Source organism: Leifsonia sp. ZF2019 (genome assembly GCF_019924635.1).
Classification (GTDB): domain Bacteria; phylum Actinomycetota; class Actinomycetes; order Actinomycetales; family Microbacteriaceae; genus Leifsonia.
The window spans coordinates 3,520,131-3,535,871 of the sequence record NZ_CP065037.1; the positions used below are offsets into that span (position 1 = coordinate 3,520,131).

The 15,741-nt window shown below is 70.6% G+C and carries 12 protein-coding genes; 4 read left to right on the plus strand and 8 right to left on the minus strand.

Annotation, left to right across the window (positions count from 1 at the left end; genetic code table 11):
• Nucleotides 1-138: 138 nt before the first annotated feature.
• Nucleotides 139-1,755: an MFS transporter gene (locus tag IT072_RS17325; protein ID WP_223358076.1), complete on the plus strand. Its 1,617-nt coding sequence runs from the start codon at nucleotides 139-141 to the stop codon at nucleotides 1,753-1,755.
• Here the strand turns inward: IT072_RS17325 and IT072_RS17330 are convergent.
• The 8 genes from IT072_RS17330 to IT072_RS17365 form a co-directional block, all read right to left on the minus strand.
• Complete coding sequence (locus IT072_RS17330) at nucleotides 1,742-2,533, minus strand: thioesterase family protein (protein WP_223358077.1); 792 nt, start codon at nucleotides 2,531-2,533, stop codon at nucleotides 1,742-1,744. The two genes, IT072_RS17325 and IT072_RS17330, sit on opposite strands and share 14 nt — an antisense overlap.
• 120 nt (nucleotides 2,534-2,653) lie before the next feature.
• Nucleotides 2,654-4,312 (minus strand): LuxR C-terminal-related transcriptional regulator, encoded by a 1,659-nt coding sequence (locus IT072_RS17335; protein WP_223358078.1) that lies wholly within the window; start codon nucleotides 4,310-4,312, stop codon nucleotides 2,654-2,656.
• Between the two features lie 107 nt (nucleotides 4,313-4,419).
• Complete coding sequence (locus tag IT072_RS17340; protein WP_223358079.1) at nucleotides 4,420-5,328, minus strand: multidrug DMT transporter permease; 909 nt, start codon at nucleotides 5,326-5,328, stop codon at nucleotides 4,420-4,422.
• Nucleotides 5,325-5,990 carry a hypothetical protein gene (locus tag IT072_RS17345; RefSeq protein WP_223358080.1) on the minus strand — a complete coding sequence of 222 codons (666 nt, stop codon included), beginning with the start codon at nucleotides 5,988-5,990 and terminating at the stop codon, nucleotides 5,325-5,327. The genes IT072_RS17340 and IT072_RS17345 overlap by 4 nt, the downstream gene beginning before the upstream one ends.
• Nucleotides 5,991-6,066: 76 nt before the next feature.
• Entirely contained in the window at nucleotides 6,067-7,470 is a 1,404-nt protein-coding gene (locus IT072_RS17350) for a glutamate decarboxylase (protein WP_223361012.1), read from the minus strand.
• A gap of 48 nt (nucleotides 7,471-7,518) precedes the next feature.
• Entirely contained in the window at nucleotides 7,519-9,474 is a 1,956-nt protein-coding gene (locus IT072_RS17355) for a YhgE/Pip domain-containing protein (protein WP_223358081.1), read from the minus strand.
• The gene (locus tag IT072_RS17360) at nucleotides 9,471-10,235 is read right to left on the minus strand and encodes an ATP-binding cassette domain-containing protein (protein ID WP_223358082.1); all 765 of its coding nucleotides are present in this window, start codon (nucleotides 10,233-10,235) and stop codon (nucleotides 9,471-9,473) included. The genes IT072_RS17355 and IT072_RS17360 overlap by 4 nt, the downstream gene beginning before the upstream one ends.
• A gap of 77 nt (nucleotides 10,236-10,312) precedes the next feature.
• On the minus strand, nucleotides 10,313-11,533 hold the full coding sequence (locus IT072_RS17365; protein WP_223358083.1) for a metal-dependent hydrolase family protein: 1,221 nt from the start codon (nucleotides 11,531-11,533) through the stop codon (nucleotides 10,313-10,315).
• Between the two features lie 210 nt (nucleotides 11,534-11,743).
• Between IT072_RS17365 and IT072_RS17370 the strand changes: the two genes are divergently transcribed.
• From IT072_RS17370 to IT072_RS17380, 3 genes are all read left to right on the plus strand, one after another.
• On the plus strand, nucleotides 11,744-13,303 hold the full coding sequence (locus IT072_RS17370) for a LuxR family transcriptional regulator (RefSeq protein WP_223358084.1): 1,560 nt from the start codon (nucleotides 11,744-11,746) through the stop codon (nucleotides 13,301-13,303).
• Nucleotides 13,300-14,640 (plus strand): threonine/serine ThrE exporter family protein, encoded by a 1,341-nt coding sequence (locus tag IT072_RS17375; RefSeq protein WP_223358085.1) that lies wholly within the window; start codon nucleotides 13,300-13,302, stop codon nucleotides 14,638-14,640. Before IT072_RS17370 ends, IT072_RS17375 begins: the two co-directional genes overlap by 4 nt.
• A 78-nt stretch (nucleotides 14,641-14,718) precedes the next feature.
• The gene (locus IT072_RS17380; RefSeq protein WP_223358086.1) at nucleotides 14,719-15,639 is read left to right on the plus strand and encodes a helix-turn-helix domain-containing protein; all 921 of its coding nucleotides are present in this window, start codon (nucleotides 14,719-14,721) and stop codon (nucleotides 15,637-15,639) included.
• Nucleotides 15,640-15,741: the final 102 nt, after the last annotated feature.

Below are 15,741 nucleotides of genomic sequence, written 5' to 3' on the forward strand. Positions count from 1 at the left end.
TCAGCACTCCAAAACGAAACCGGAAGGTGCACGATTCGACGAGTTTGGCAATCCCCCCGGAGATATTTATGTCCTTCCCCCGCAGGCCCTCGCGCGGATAGCATCCGGCCACCGGGATTCGGCGGAAGAGGTGTCGGGATGGCGCAACGATGGGGTGCGGTGACAGTGCTCGGCGCCGCCCAGTTCGTGATGGTGCTGGACAGCACCGTGATGAACGTGTCCATCTCGACGGTCGTCGCCGACCTGCACACCACCATCGAGGCGATGCAGACGACGATCACCTTCTACACGCTGACGATGGCGGCGTTCATGCTCCTCGGCGCCAAGCTCGGCGACATCTGGGGGAGGCGGCGCGCACTGGTCATCGGATCGATCGTCTACGCGATCGGGTCGGGGACGACGGCGCTGAGCCCGAACATCGGCGTGCTCTTCGTCGGCTGGTCGGTCATCGAGGGCCTCGGCGCCGTGCTCGTCATCCCCGCCATCGCAGCGCTCATCGCGGACAACTACTCCGGCCACGCCCGGGTCACCGCCTTCGCGGTGATCGGCGCGGCCTCGGGTGTCGCCGTCGCAGCGGGCCCGCTGATCGGCGGCTTCCTCACGACGTACGCGAGCTGGCGATACGTGTTCGCCGGCGAAGTGGTCGTCATGGCCGTCGTGCTGCTGTTCAACCGATTCGTCCGCACGGCGGGAGCCACCAGGCCGGTGCGCATCGACGTTCTCTCCGTGCTGCTGTCCGCCGCCGGTCTCGTGTTCATCGTCTGGGGCCTCCTCCAGTCCAAGGTGTGGGGCTGGGTGCTTCCCACCACGGACGTCTCCCTCCTCGGCCTCTCGCCGGTGCCCTTCATCGTGGCGGCGGGCGCCGTGGTGCTCTGGCTGTTCTTCGTTCGCCAGCGCCGCCTGGTGGCGACCGGCCGCGCACCCCTGGTCGACACGCGGATCCTGGCCCTGCGGCAGCTGCGCGCCGGCGTGGGGAGCATCGGCCTGCAATACACGGTGACGGCGGGGCTGTTCTTCGTGGTGCCGATCTACCTGCAGCTCACCCTCGGCCTCGATGCGCTCTCCACGGGCCTGCGGGTCTTCCCGCTCTCGGTCGCCCTGGTGCTGTTCTCGATCGTCGGCACCGTGCTGGCGCGGCGCGTGCCAACCCGCCGCATCGTGCGCATCGGCCAGCTCGCCCTCGTGGTGGCGAGCCTGGTGCTCCTCGGCTCCGTCGACCCGAAGCTCGACACCTTCGTCTTCGGTGCCGGGATGTTCGTCGCGGGCGCGGCGCTCGGGCTCCTCGCCTCCCAGCTCGGAAACGCCACGATGTCGGCCGTCGGGCCGGACGAGCTGAGCGAGGCGGGAGGCGTGCAGGGGGTCTTCCAGAACCTCGGCTCCTCGCTCGGCACGGCGCTGGTCGGGTCGGTGCTCATCGCTGCCCTGTCCACCGCCTTCGCGGGCAATGTCGCCGCGAGCGACCTCCCACAGGACGTCCAGACGCAGGTGCAGGAGCAGACCAGCCAGGGCGTCGGCGTCATCCCTGTCTCCGGGGTCTCAGCGATCGCGGAGAAGGCGGGCCTCTCGTCGTCGGACAGCGCCACCCTGCAGTCGATCTACAGCGAATCCCAGCTGGAGGCGCTGCGGCTGTCCTTCGCCGCCCTCGCGCTCATCTCGTGCGCCGCCCTCTTCTTCTCCCGCCACCTCCCGACGAGGCTCGAGGAGGAGACCGGCGAGACGGACGACGCGCCGGATGCCGCCGTCAGAGCTTCCTGATCGTCAGCGACTGCTCGGCGAAGCCGCACGCGCCGGCCGCGTCGTGGAGCACCGACCGCGTCACGCCGAGCCCGGTCGCGCCGAAGACGACCTCGGTGTCCAGACCGAGCCACGGTCCGGCCGGCGTGCGGTGGAGGTGCACGGTGAGGTCGACGTTGGGGAACATCCACTCGGTGGGGTGGCGTCGCACGGCCACCCCGTTCGCCGTGTCCACCAGCGCGAGCCACGCCGCGACGGGATCGACCTCGACGCCCGCCACGAGGTCGCACGGCGTCGACAACCAGACCGTCGCGCGACCCGGCTCCGGCGGGAGCACTGCGCGCGCGTCGAGCGAGGCGACGTAGCCGCCGCGCCACACGTCCGCCATCGGCCAGCTCACGGCGGCCTCCGGAGAGACGAGCCCCTCGGAGGCTCCTCCCGCCACCTCCGCCGTGTCGAACGCCGCGAGCAGCCACGCCCGCGCCTTCACCACGGCACGACCACGGATCACCGCCGTCGCCTCCACCAGCTCGATCGTCCGCCCAGGACGGATCGTCTCGACCGTGAGCTCCACCGGCTCCAGGGCGAGGAATCCCAGGATGTCGTAGCTGATCCGCCCCAGCTGCAGCGGCGGTCCCTGGCGGTCGGCGGCATGACGGAGGATGGCGTGCGCGATCAGCCCGCCGAGCGGGCTGAAATGGATCTCATCGTCCGCCCACGCGCCGCCGACCCGACGGGTCGGCTCGAACGTCCGCTCGCTCGTCTGCAGGAAGTATGCCGTCGGCGCCAGGGGGTTCACGGTGTCCAGACTAGGCGGTGGTGGGCTCCCCCTCGGCTGCGGCCGGCGCCCGAATGCTCAGGAGGCATTCTCATCGCCGATCACTGCCGGCCGGAGGATTCGACAGGTAGGCGCGGGCCGCTACCGGTCGGCCTCCCGCGGACCGGCCGCCTCGACCGTCCTGGCGACGGCCACGGGCCGGCGGACCGTGCCGCTGGTCGCGTGCAGAGCGGTCACCGGTACGGACGGGGTCCCGCGGCTGCCCGGCGCCTCCGAGAACAGGCGGTAGCCCGCGGCGAGCCGCAGCGCCTCCTCCCGTGTCGAGCAGCCCAGCTTGCGGTACATCGATTGCAGCTGGGACTTGACCGTGTTCGGCGACACATGGAAGGACGCCGCGATGGCGGCGGTGGTGTCGTGCGCCGGAAGGGCGCGGAGTATCCGGAGTTCGCCGACCGTGAGCTGCGGTCGTGCCTTGATGTCGATGCGCTCGAGATCGCCCACGATGCCGTCGAACCCGCGCGGGATGTCCTGCGGGAGGTGCTGCCTGACCAGCTCCACCAGTTGACGCGGCGCTGAAGCGAAGAGACGCCGGCTGTCGCGGCGCGTCCCGACTCTGAGCACCCGCACGGCGGTGTCGCGCAGGAGGCCGCCCGTCGTCGCGAACTCGTGCCAGGCCGAGAGCACCAGCCACTCGGCGTGCGCCGCCGGGCCGAGGGTGCGGTCGGCGCCCAGGGTGCGCAGGAGCCGGGCAGCTCCGTCGACGTCGCCTTCGTGCAGGCCGAGCCGCACGCGAGCGAGCGAGGTCAGGGCGCCGGAGCCGTCGCTTCCCGCCAGCGACCGTGCTGCGGCGAGCTCCCCCAGCGCGATCAGCGCCTCGATCGAGGCGGCCGTGACGACGTCGTCCGCGAACGACCCCGACTGCGTCGGATGCGCGGCCGCGGCGAGCCGGATCGCCTCCAGCGCCTCGTCGGGCCGATGCCGGGCCAGCAGGGAGCGGGAGCGCGCCAGCAGGGCGAACGGCCAGGTCAGCTCGACGCTGTCGTAGGGCTCCAGGGCGGCGAGCCGCTCGTCGAGGTCGTCCGCGAGCCGCTCCGCACCGACCAGGGCCGAGGCCGCGCTCTCGGTCGCCCGGGCGGCACTCCGGTGGGCGAGGGTCGCCGGTGGCTGCTTCGCCGCCTCCGCCAGTGCGTTCACGGCGTCGTCGAGCGAGCCGCGCATCGCGTGGGCGAGGGCCATGCGGCCCAGCGCGAGCCGCTCGGCGTCGCGTTGGAGCGCGAACCGGCCGAGCTGTCGCGCGGTGGCGAACTCGACCAGCGCACGCACGGAATCCCCGGCGGCGAGCAGGGTCGACCCGATCTCGTGGTGGTAGAACCAGAGCGGACCGTCGGTGCGCTCGCGCGACTCGACCCGCGTCTGCACGATCCGGTCCTCCAGCCGCCGCGCGTACACGAGAGACGACTCGAGGTCTCCGCTCGACCGGAAGGCGATCATCTGCGCGAGCGCCAGCAGGTCCAGCTCGTCCGGGCCGAACAGCCGTGCCTGATCGGCGCTCACGAGCGGCTTGAACGGCCGCGCCGTGCGCGCGAGCACCGGGGTCAGCGGGTGCAGCAACCGCAGGATCGGGTGGCGCTCCAGCAGCGGGCTCGGCAGCGCGACGATCGCGGAGAGCAGCAGTTCGTGGTGCGAACTGTAGAGGGGCCACACATTGTCGAGCACCGCGGTCGCGATGCTCCCCTGGTTGCCGCCGGCGAGCGCATGCCGCAGTTCACTCTCGGCGCGGTCCGCATCGTTCAGATTCATGTCGTTCCCCTCGTCGGGTGAGGACTGTGGGATCGATCTTCATCACCGGGTGAGCCGCCGGGCGATGAGTGTGCGGTTTCTGCGACGGTTTCTGCGGAAACTGCTCGTCACGCTGTTCCCGCCCGCGCCGCCCGCGAGAGCACGAAGACTCCTGCGACCGCGACCCCACCGGCCGCGACGAAGGCGGCGAAAGCCCAGAGCGGGGCGCCGGAGGCCTCCCCCAGGATGGTGATGCCGAGCACGACGGCGACCGTCGGGTCGATGACGGTCAGACCGGCGACCACGACCTCGGGCCGGTTCCCGGCGTGTGCGCGCTGCACGAAGGCGATGGAGAGTGCGCCCGCCACGCCGATCCCGACGATGCAGCCGATCGTCAGGAGGTTCGTGGCGTCGACGGCGAACCAGTGCAGCTGCAGGGCGGTCTGCACGCGCAGGATGACGGTCTTGCCGAGCGTGGCGACGAACGCCGAGTACACCCCGCCCAACAGCACGAAGAGCACGGGCGGCACCGGGCGCGACCGGCCGGCCACGAGCAGGACAGCGTTCGCGAGCAGCACGAAGGCGAGCACCACCAGCACGGCGATCAGCTCCTCGGCGCCGATGGTGTGCTGCGTGCTGACCAGGGCGGCGACCGTGACGAAGGCCGCGACCCCGACGACACACACGGCGATCGCGCGCAGTTCGGCCCGGGAGGGGCGCCGCCCGCCGACGACGGCGGTGAGCGCGACGGTGAAGACCAGGGCGCTCACGCCGACCGGCTGCACGACGATGAGCGGGGCGAACGCCAGACTGCCCATCTGGAGCACGATGGCCGCACCCAGCAGCAGGGCGCCGAGGAGCCACGGGCGGTCCCGCAGGAGCCCCAGTGCGCGACCGCCGAGACCGCTCGCCCCGGGGCGGTCCGCGGTCTCGGCGACCCCGCGCGCCTGCAGCAGGTTGCCGACGGAGAGCACCAGGGCCGACACGAGCGCCAGCCCGATGCCGAGCAGAGGCTGGGACTCCAGCGGCGCGGTCACCGCGCCCGGCGCCTCCAGGCCGGCAGCACGATCAGGGACGCGAAGAAGAAGCAGAGCGCCCCGATGAACGTGCCCCCGTTCGCGAGCGCACCGTTGACCACGTCACCGTCCGGGAGGATGTACGCGCCGACGGCGGAGACGCCGAAGGCGACGCAGCCGATGAGGTTGACGAGCGCCGACCACCAGGAGGCTTTTCCGGGATCCCAGAGCGGTGCGGTGTGCGAGTAGGCGACGAACACCAGGAAACCGCTCACGAGGAAGGCGACCGACCCGCCCGCATCCGGGTTCCAGACGTAGTGCTCCTGCGCCGTCATCGACTTGGCGCGCAGCGCGGCGGTCGTGCTGATGTTGAACATCACGGTCCCGAACGACTGGGTCGCCGCGGCCAGCCACTCGGCCCGCACCATGCGACCCGGCGCGTAGGAGACGGGCACCGCGACGGCGCCGCTCAGGAAGAGCTGGATGAGACCGGCCGTGGTGAAGAACCACGCGCCGAAGAAATAGAGCAGGTTCGACCCGTTCGAGCCGAGCACCTCGCTCAGCCCGGGGGCCGAACCGAGGGCGAACAGCGCCGACCCGATCATGAACAGGGAGCATTGCTTGGTCAGGGTCGGAACGAACAGCCGCCGCGGCGGATCGCTGGCGATGGCCGCTTCGGTCATGGGTTGTCTCCTCGATGGTGTCGGCACGGCGGACGGCGACGGGGGGGGCTCCCGATGCCCCTCCCCCGCCCGTCCGTCAGTGGTGGAAGTGGGTCCCCGCGTTCGCCTCGCGGGGCAGCGGGGCGGCGAGCGCGTCCAAGTACGCGACCTCGCCCTTGATGTCGGCGAGCAGGGCGGATGCGAGATCACGGCTGAGGCCGACCTTCACGACGATGCGCTGGAGGATCACGTCGGCCATGTCGTCCGCCATGGGATACGCGGGCACCAGCCAGCCCTTCATCCGCAGCCGATCGGCGAGGTCGTACAGGCTCCACTTGTCGGTGTAGCCGTCTTTGAGCACCCACGCGAAGACCGGGATGGTGTCTCCCTTGCTGATCAGCTCGAAGGGCCCGATCTTCTCGATCTCGCTGGAGAGGTAGGTGGCGACGTCGATCGAGTTCTGCTGCACCCGACGGTAGCCCTCACGACCGAGCCGGAGGAACTGGTAGTACTGCAGCAGCACCTGGGCACCCGGGCGCGAGAAGTTCAGCGCAAGGGTGGGCATGTCGCCGCCGAGATAGCTGACGTGGAAGATCATGCTCTCGGGGAGCACGGCCGTGTCGCGCCAGACGACCCACCCGACGCCGGGGTAGACCAGTCCGTACTTGTGGCCGGAGGTGCTGATCGAGTTGACGCGGTCGATCTGGAAGTCCCACACCAGCTGGGGCTGGCAGAACGGCGCGACCATGGCGCCGGAGGCTCCGTCGACGTGGATCTTCACGTCGAGACCGGTCTTCTCCTGGATCTCGTCGAGCTTCTTCGCGATGGCCACCACGTCGTCGTACAGACCGGTGAACGTCTGACCGAGGATCGCGACGACGCCGATCGTGTTCTCGTCCACGTAGTCCTCGAGCTTGTAGCCGTCGAGGATGATGTGGTCGGGGCTGACCGGCACGTAGCGGGCCTCGATGTCCCAGTAGTTGCAGAACTTCTCCCACACGACCTGCACGGCCGCGGACATGATCAGGTTCGGCTTGTCGGCCGGCTTCTTCTCGGCCGCTCGCTTCTCCTGCCAGAGCCGCTTGAGCGCGAGGCCGCCCAGCATGCACGCCTCGGAGGACCCGATCGCCGAGGTGCCGATCGTGTCGGCGGTGTCCGGCACGTGCCAGAGATCGGCGAGCATGCGCCAGCAGCGGTCCTCGATCGCCGCGGTGGCCGGGTACTCGTCCTTGTCGATCATGTTCTTGTCGGCGGCTTCGGCGTACAGCTTCTTCGCTTCGTCGTCCATCCACGTGGTCACGAAGGTCGCCAGGTTGAGCCGCGAGTTGCCGTCGAGGATCGCCTCGTCGTGAACGATCTGGTAGGCCGTCTCGGGAAGGCTGGGGCCGTCCGGCATCCGGAACTTGTCGAAGGTGGTGGCTTCGCCCGGACGGACGAAGACGGGGTTGACGCTCAGCGTCGGGTCGACGTTGGTGGACGTCCGGGCAGGGGTGGTGTTGATGGTCACTTGTTCTACTCCTCTATTGCGGCGGGATGGTGAAAGGCACGGTCAGACCTCGACGGGCGGGTACAGGCGGTCCATCGTGTACTGCCTGTTGCGTCGGGCGGCCCAGGTGGAGGCGGCGATGAAGATGACCGTGAGACCGGCCGTCACCGCGATCGCCACCCCGAGCCGGTAGTCGACGCCGCCCAGGATGAGCTGGCGGAGGGCATTGTTGGTGTAGGTCATCGGGTCGATCCAGTTGATGTACTGGAACGGGACGGACGTCGTCGGCACCGGGTAGATGCCGCCGGCGGAGGTCAGCTGGATCATCAGGAACGCGAGGGTCAGCACGCGGCCCACCGCCGGCCCGAGCAGGGCGTTGAACATCTGGATCATCGCCATGAACATGAAGACCATGAGGACCATGAATCCGTAAGTCCCCCACTCGTACTCGGGCTTGATGCCGATGGCGAACCGGACGACGAGGAACAGGATGGTGGCCTGCAGGAAGCCGACGAACACGGTCGGGGCGTACGACGCCAGGACCACCCGGAACGATCCCAGTCCGCGGGCCAGCGGTCGCGACTGGATCGGCGTGAAGAGCATCCACGCGATGATCCCGCCGACGAACAGGGCCAGGCCGAGGAAGAACGGTGCGAACCCGTAGGCGAACGTCTTGGCCTCGTTGTTCGTCTTCTCGTGGAGCTCGACCGGCTGCGCCAGGGCCTTGATGAAGTTGCCCTGCTGCGAGTCGTTCCAGGTGGGGAGCAGTTTGAGGCCGAGCCCGGCGGCGCCCGCGAGCTCGTCGGTCCCGCCGGCGAGCTGCGTGGTTCCGGAGGCGAGCTGGTTCGCGCCGTCCGAGAGCTGAACCAGGCCGGAGCTGAGGGTGTCGGCTCCGGAGCGGAGCTGACTCGAGTCCGACGACGCCGTCGCCAGGTCGCGCTGCACCGCCCCTCCTTCTACGGCCCGCAGCACGACGTTCACACGGCTCTGGGGGTTGTTGAACTCCGTCGCGAGCCGGTCGACGTCGGAGTGGATCGCGTCGAAGAGTCCGCTGACCTCCTGCGACAGCTGCGCCTTCGTGAAGCTCTCCTGCACGCTCGACAGCCGCGTGGCGAGCGCCTGTTCCGCCGGGTCGTCGCTGGAGGCCAGTTCGTCGATGATGCCCTGCAGCTGGCTCTGCGCGGACGCCTGGGCGGAGGCGACACGGTCGAGCGCACCGGCGATGGCGTTGGTGTTCGCGTCGATCCTGGCCACGATCTGGCGGATCTCGTCGCTGCTGATGCCCGATGTCGCGACCGCCGTGTTCACTTTGCCGATCGCGGACTGCACCTTGTCGTCGAGTTCGTCGATCGCGCTCGACAACTGCGCGGAGCCTTCCTTGGCGGTGACGAGATTGGACGCCAGCTCCTGCGCACCGCTGTTCGCCGTCTGCATCCCGGAGTTCAGCTCGTCGACGCTGGCGACCGCTGCCTTGATCTTCGGGATCGCGCCCTTGACGCCCTGCAGCACGTTCTCGAACATCTGCTGCCCGACCTCGGCGCTGACCGTGTTGATCACCTGTTCGGCGGCGTCCTGCCCGATCACCGTCGAGAGGTAGTTGTTGGAGTCGTTGTAGGTGAACTGGAGGCCGGCCGAGCGCGGGTCGTCCGTGGCCGCGGAGGCGACCGACGCGCTGAAGTCCTTCGGCAGGGTGATGGTGAAGTAGTACTTCCCGTGGGCGAGCCCGTCGACGCCGGCCTTCTCCGAGGTCTCGTGCAGGTCGAGCTGCTTCGACTCGATCAGGCCCTTCACCACCTGCGTGCCGACCTCGAGCTTCTCGCCCTTGACCGTGGTGCCCTGGTCGAGGTTGATGATCGCGACGGGGATCTTGTCGACGTGCCCGAACGGGTTGTAGAACGCCCAGAGGTAGAGCGCTCCGTACATGAGGGGCATGAGGATGATGACGATGAGCGCGAGCCGCGGCATGCGGCCGCGGTAGTAGCGCTTGAAGTCGCTGCCCGGTGCGAATGCGGCGATCATGACTGCAGTGCCTCCTTCTCGAGGTCGGCGAAGTCGCTGAGGTTGGGCACCGCGATCTGCTCGCGGATCCCCTCGCGCGGCTCGACGCCGTTCACGTCGGCGGTGATGACGGTCTGCTCCCGGCCGAGCACGATGAGCCGGTCGAGCAGCTTGCGCGAGCTCTCGATGCTGGCGAGGTTGTCGACGCCCCCGACGACCAGCAGCGGCGGCCGGGCGACGTTGGCGAGCGCGATCCGCAGCAGGGCCGACGTCAGCTCGGGCAGTTCCTCCACCATCGCCTCCATCGCCGGCAGCCCGAGGTCGCCGAACACCGGTCGCGCGATCCGTTCGAGATCGTCCGACGTCGCCGGATTCACCCAGCGGTACCAGGGCGCGCTCCAGCGGAGCTGCTCCGTCACGACGTCCCTGACCCGGATGGTCTGGCCGATCCCGTCGACCTCGTCGATGTCCGCCATCGCCGCTCGCGCGAACAGCCGATGCGCGTCGTCCACGTGGCCGAAGGCCGTCAGGGTGCCGGTCGTGGGCTTCGTCCTCCCGGCCAGGGTGAGCAGCAGCGAGGTGCGCCCGCGGCCGCCGGACCCGACGAGCACGGTCACCCCGCCGGCGCGGACGGTCAGGTCGACCGGACCGTAGATGTGGCCCCAGCTCGCCGCGACGCCGATCTGCTCTGCATCGAGCAGGACCTCGCCCGGCGCGGGCAGGCGGTCGTCGGGGACGACGTCCGGCGTGCCGGTCTCGTACTCCTCCGTGGGCTGCGACACGGTCTTCTCCTCTGGGTTCGGTTCGTCGGGGTGGGTCGGTGGGTTCGGGGCATCGTGGGCCGGGGGGTCGCCGCGGTTCAGAGGATGTTCTTGACGACGTGGCCGTTCTTGACGATGAGCGCGAAATTGGTGTCGGGGTCGCCGATCACCGACAGATCGGCGAGGGGGTCCCCGTCGACGAGGATGAGGTCGGCCCACGCCCCCTCCGCCACCACGCCGAGCTTTCCGCCGCGGTAGGTGTTGCGCTCCCCGGCCAGCTCGAAGAGCGAGGCATTGCCCGAGGTCAGCATCTTCAGGGCGTCCAAGTTCGTGTAGAACTCGCCCAGCCGGGCGGCCATCGCGCTCTGCCGCGGGGCCGCCTGGGGCTCGAGCAGGAGGTCGGTGCCCCACGCGGTCTTCACGCCGTGCTTCTTGGCCCAGTCGTAGACCTGCTCGGTCCCGTTGCAGATCTCGGTGTTCTTGGCGGCGCGCACGGGATCGGGATAGTGGTGGTCGTCCTCCGCGAACGGCTGCATCGAGAGCCAGACGCCGGCGTCGGCGATCTTCGCGACCGTCTCCTCGTCGGCGAGGTGGCCGTGCTCGATCGACGCGACGCCGGCATCGATGGCGCGCGCGATGCCGGCGGGCGTGTAGACGTGCGTCGCGACGTAGGTGCCGTAGTCGGTGGCCGCCTGCACGGCGGCGCGGATCTCGTCCGGGGTGTACTGGAGGGTGTTCAGCGGGTCGTACATGGACGCCGCCCCACCGCCGAGGGTCAGCTTGATCTGCGTCGCGCCCTGCTTGAGCTGTTCGCGCACCGCGGCGAGCACTCGCGGCACCCCGTCGGCGACGCGGGTGAAGTGGATGTCCTCCGTGCGGCTGGGCTTGCCGCCGAACTCCTCGGGGACGTCGTACACGAACGAGAAGTCGGCGTGGCCGGAGGTCTGCGAGATCATCGCTTGGCTCGGGAAGATCCGCGGGCCCTCGAAGACCCCGCGGTCGATCAAGGCCTTGACCGGCGCGGTGTCGCCGCCCATGTCGCGCACCGTCGTGAAACCGCGCAGCAGCATCCGCTTCGCCTCGGCGATGGTATTGCCGTACAGGGTTCCGGTCGGCCCCTGCAGGAACTCGATCATGCTGTTGGCGTTCCCCATCAGGTGCACGTGCGCGTCGCTCAGTCCCGGCATCAGGAAGCGGCCCTTGCCGTCGAACTCGACGACACCGTCCGACGCGTCGCCGGCGACCGGCGAGCTCGAGACGGCGACGACGTGCGGACCCTCGACGAGCACATCCACGTTGTCCTGAGTGCGGTCGCTCACGCCATCGAAGAGACGGACATTGCGGATGATCATTCGCTGCGGAGCATGCGTTTCTGTCGTCATGCGGCCGACACTAGGGGGCGGTCAGAGGCCCGCACGGGGGTCCGCAGGATATTTCGCCCGGCCGGTCATCCCCCCGCTCACCCCCGGATTAACCCGCCGATAATCCCCGTCGCGAGCCGTCGCGATGTGTGGCTAGGGTCCCGTCACGTGAACCTCGTCGACGACGCGCTGGCCGAGGAGGAGCTGCGCCGCGCGCTCTCCTCCGGACGGCCCGAGGCCATCGCCCAGACGGCGATGGCGAACATCTGGCCGCTCTACACCGGCCGCTTCTCCCTGCTGATCCAGGCGATCGAGGGACTGCCGAGCGCCGTGCTCGACCGCTATCCGGTGCTGCGCGCCGTGCACCGCATGACGCCCGTGCTGGCGAGCAGCACGCGCCCGTTCAAACCGCTGCTGTACGCCGACGCATCACGGGCGATGTCAACCGACGAGCTCGACGTCCTCACCCTGGCGCAGATGGTGTCGTTCCGGTTCAGCGGCGATGTCGCGGCAGCGGTGGTGTACGCGCGGCGCCTGCAGGAGCGGCTCGCGCAGGCCCCCGTGGAATCGCGGGAGAGGGTGGACGGGCCGCTCTGGTTCTACCACCATCAGATCGGCTCGACGCTGCTCGCGGCGGGCGACTCGGCCCGTGCCCTGCAGGAGCTCGCGACGGCCCGCCAGCTCGGCCGCATCTCGGGCCGGCGCTACGCCGAGCGCATCGCACTCGGGCGGATGGCGCTCGCCCACGCCGTGCGCGGCTCCCTCGACGAAGCCGAGCTGGCGCTGACCCGGCTCGCCGGACTGCCGGAGCCGTCCGAGGCGCACGCGAGCGCGAGCGCGATGACCGAGCGCGCGGCCGCGGCACTGATCGCAGTGGAACGCCTCACCGACGACACCGACGACCTGCTGGCGCGTCTCGAGGCGTACGACAGCATCGAGCTCAGCTGGCCGTTCGCCCTCCTCGCCCGCACGCGCTGCCTGCTGGCACGGCAGCGGCCCGACGACGCATTGGAGGCCGTGCGGCTCGCGAGCGACGCGCATCCGAGCCAGCACGGCTCGTTCGCAGCCGATGTGATCGGCGCCGCCTCGATCGAGGCCCAGCTGGCCGCCGGCGACCCGGCGCAGGCGCGCCGCCTCGCCGAGCTGCGCGACCGATCGGGCGTCCTGACGACGCTGGCCGCCACACGGGTGGCGCTGGAGGACTCCCGCCTCGACGTCGCCGAAGAGGCCGTACGGGGACTCACCGCCGACCCCGCGCTGGGCCCGGGCCACCGCCTCGAAGCCCTGCTGTTCGGTGCGTGGGCCCAGACCGCCCGAACCGATGAGCTCGACGGAGCGACCGCCCGGCGGATCGTCCGCCTCGTCCTGGGCGGCGACGCCCGGCGGCTGCTCGCGACGATGCCGTCCCGGCTGATCGTGCTCGCCCGCGCCGAGGTCGAGAGCGAGGACGAGGGCACCGCGTTCGACGCGGCGACCGCAGAGCTCGGACACGTCGAGCTCTCCCGGCGCCCGGTGCTGACTCCCGGCGAGCTCCGGGTGCTGGGCATGCTCCCGGCCACCCCGACGACGCGGCAGATCGCCGACGACCTCCACCTCTCCCCCAACACGGTCAAGTCGCAGCTCACCTCGCTCTACCGCAAGCTCGGCTGCTCGACCAGGGACGACGCGATGCGCATCGCCGCACGCTTCCAGCTCCTCGGCGCCACGACCGAGGGACGGCCCGAATGAGCGAGCGCCCGGCGCCGGGCGGTTCGCACCGGACGGGACTGATCGACCGGCTCCGCGGCGCCCTGGCGGCCCTCCGCCCCTCCCTCATCACCGGGGCCGATGCGCAGAGCGACTCCGGTGTCACCGGGATGCTCGGCCAGCTCGGGGCCGCTGCGCTCGCCTCCTCGAAAGCGACGAGCGACGTCGAGGAGACCCTGCGGCGATTGGCCGTCGTGTACGACCGCCCCGAGCTGCGGATCTTCGTGCTGCCCACCCTGGTGCTCATCGAGGATCCGGCGGCGACGCCGTCGCAGACCTCGATCTTCCCGGCCGACGGAGGCACGCTCCGGCTCGACCAGGCGGGCGCCATCGACAGGCTCGTCCGCCGTGCCCTCGACGGGCGCCCCGACCCCGACGACGTGCTCGCCACGGTCACGACGATCCGGACGAGCGGGCCGCGTTTCGGGCCGGTGCTCACCGTCCTCGGCTACACCCTCCTCACCTTCGGATTCGGGATGGTCCTCAACCCCACCATCGCGGCGCTCCCCGTCTACCTCGTGCTCGGGGTCGCCGTCGGCACGATCGTCGTGCTCGGCAGCCGCATCCCGACGCTGTCGCTCGTGCTGCCCGTCGCAACGGCCTTCCTCGTGACGCTCGTCGTGTCGCTGGGCGTCATCCCGCTGGTCGGCGGCGACGACGTCGTGCGGCTCGTCGCCCCCTCGCTCGTCTCCTTCCTGCCCGGGCTGACGCTGACCATCGCGGCCGTCGAGCTCACGTCCGGCCAGGTCATGGCGGGGGCGAGCCGGCTCGTCTACGGGGTCGCGCAGCTCGGCCTGCTCGCCTTCGGCGTCTTCGCCGGAATCTCGGTCGCCGGCACTTCCCCGACCGCCAGCGGCGGTGTCGAGCAACTGGGCGTCTGGGCACCCTGGGCCGGACTCGTCCTGGTCGGTCTGGGCTATTACCTGTACTCGGCCGCGCCGCGCGGGTCGCTGCTCTGGATCCTGTACGCCCTCGTGGTCGCGCACGCCGCCCAGCTTCTCGGCGCGCTCCTCGTCGGCGCCGAACTCTCCGGGCTGTTCGGGGCGCTCATCGTCATCCCCGCCGTCGGACTCGCGGGGCGGATCCGGCGCGCCCCGTCGACCGCGATCATGCTGACCTGCGCCTACTGGGTGCTCGTGCCGGGGTCGATGGGGTTCATCGGGCTGAGCGAGGTCGCCTCCGGCACCGCGGGCGCGACCAGCACCATCCTGCGCACCTTCGGCTCGCTCATCGCGATCGCGATCGGCATGGTGCTCGGCGCCGGGTTCAGCCGCGACGTCGTGGCTCTCGCCCGCGGCTGGCGGCATCCGCGCCGCTGAGGGGCGATATCCGGTATTCGGTCCACCGTCCCGCGATGCTTCACTGGAGAGGAGAGGCCGGACGGGAAGGAGGCCGCCGTGACCGCAGGAGACGGGGCGTGGGCCGCCGTGGCACCGCTCGACGAGCTGCGCGTGCGCGCGCGGGGAGCCGACGCCGCGCAAGCCAACCCCGAACTCGCGGCCTACCTCGACGCGGCGGGGCTGCACATCGCGCGGCTCGACGAGGCGGAGGAGCTCACGCTGCGCATGACACGCTTCCCCGAGCTCAGCTTCGCCCACCTCCACGCGCCCGCCGCGCGGGTCGAGTGGACGCGCGGCGGCGAAGCGCGCGGCCGAACGGCCATCGTCCTATGCACCAACGGACGGCTCACGGTCGAGTCGTCCGGCGCCGTGCTGCATCGCCGGCCCGGGATGTTCCTCCTCCCTCCCGGCGACGACCCGGTGACCTTCGAGACGCACGCCCCGCTCTCCGAGCTGCTCTGCATCACCGCGCCGGCCGCCCTCGTCGCGGGACTCGAGCTCGCACCCCGCAGCACCCCGCGTCCCCCGCTGTCGCCGAGCGCGCTCACCCCTCTCTACGCCTTCGCCACCTCCCTCAGCGGCGGCTCGGCGAGCGGCGCGATCGCCCCGCTGCGCTCCGCGGCGATGGAAGTCGCCCGTGCCCTCGCCCGCCTCATCGCCGAAAGCGACCCTGGTGAGCTCACCCCCTTCACGCGTGCGATGCGCCTCATCGACGAGGGCTACGCCGACCCGCGCCTCTCCGTCCCGCGGCTGGCCCACATGATCGGCGTCTCCGAACGCAGCCTCCAAGCGGTCTTCGCCGCCGAGGGCACGAGCGTCGCGAAAGAACTCCGCGCGACCCGCGCCCGCGCCGCTCGTGAACTCCGCCGGGCCCGCCCCCACGCCCCGGCCCACCAGATCGCCACGGCCGTCGGCTTCGGCTCGGTGTCGTCGTTGTACCGGGCGATCGACGGGGACGTGCCCCGGGCGCGCGCCTGAGACGACGACGGCCGACGCGCTGCCGCGCGGAGCCGCAGACGGGGGCCCGATCTGTCGACCGGGCCCCCGCTGCTAGGTGGCGTTTTCACACCGTTGCGAACG